The sequence below is a fragment of the Thalassomonas sp. M1454 genome (assembly GCF_007097525.1).
GTDB lineage: Bacteria > Pseudomonadota > Gammaproteobacteria > Enterobacterales > Alteromonadaceae > Thalassotalea_A.
In genome coordinates, this window is sequence record NZ_VKDD01000034.1 from 1 (window position 1) to 282 (window position 282).

The 282-nt window shown below is 46.1% G+C and carries 1 rRNA gene; it reads right to left on the minus strand.

Annotated elements, in window-relative coordinates:
* Positions 1 to 282: ribosomal RNA gene (locus FNN08_RS16280) — 23S ribosomal RNA — on the minus strand; the annotation flags it as partial.

Consider the following 282-nt stretch of genomic DNA (forward strand, 5'->3'; position numbering starts at 1 on the left):
CGCCTTAGTATTCTCTACCTAACCACCTGTGTCGGTTTGGGGTACGGTTCCTATATATCTGAAGCTTAGAAGCTTTTCCTGGAAGTATGGCATCAACAACTTCAGCTCCGTAGAGCCTCGTCTCGTATCTCAGTCTTAGGAGTCCGGATTTACCTAAACTCCCAACCTACATACTTTCACATGGACAACCAGCGCCATGCTTGCTTAGCCTTCTCCGTCCCTCCTTCGCAATATATAGAAGTACAGAAATATTAATCTGTTTCCCATCGACTACGCGTTTCC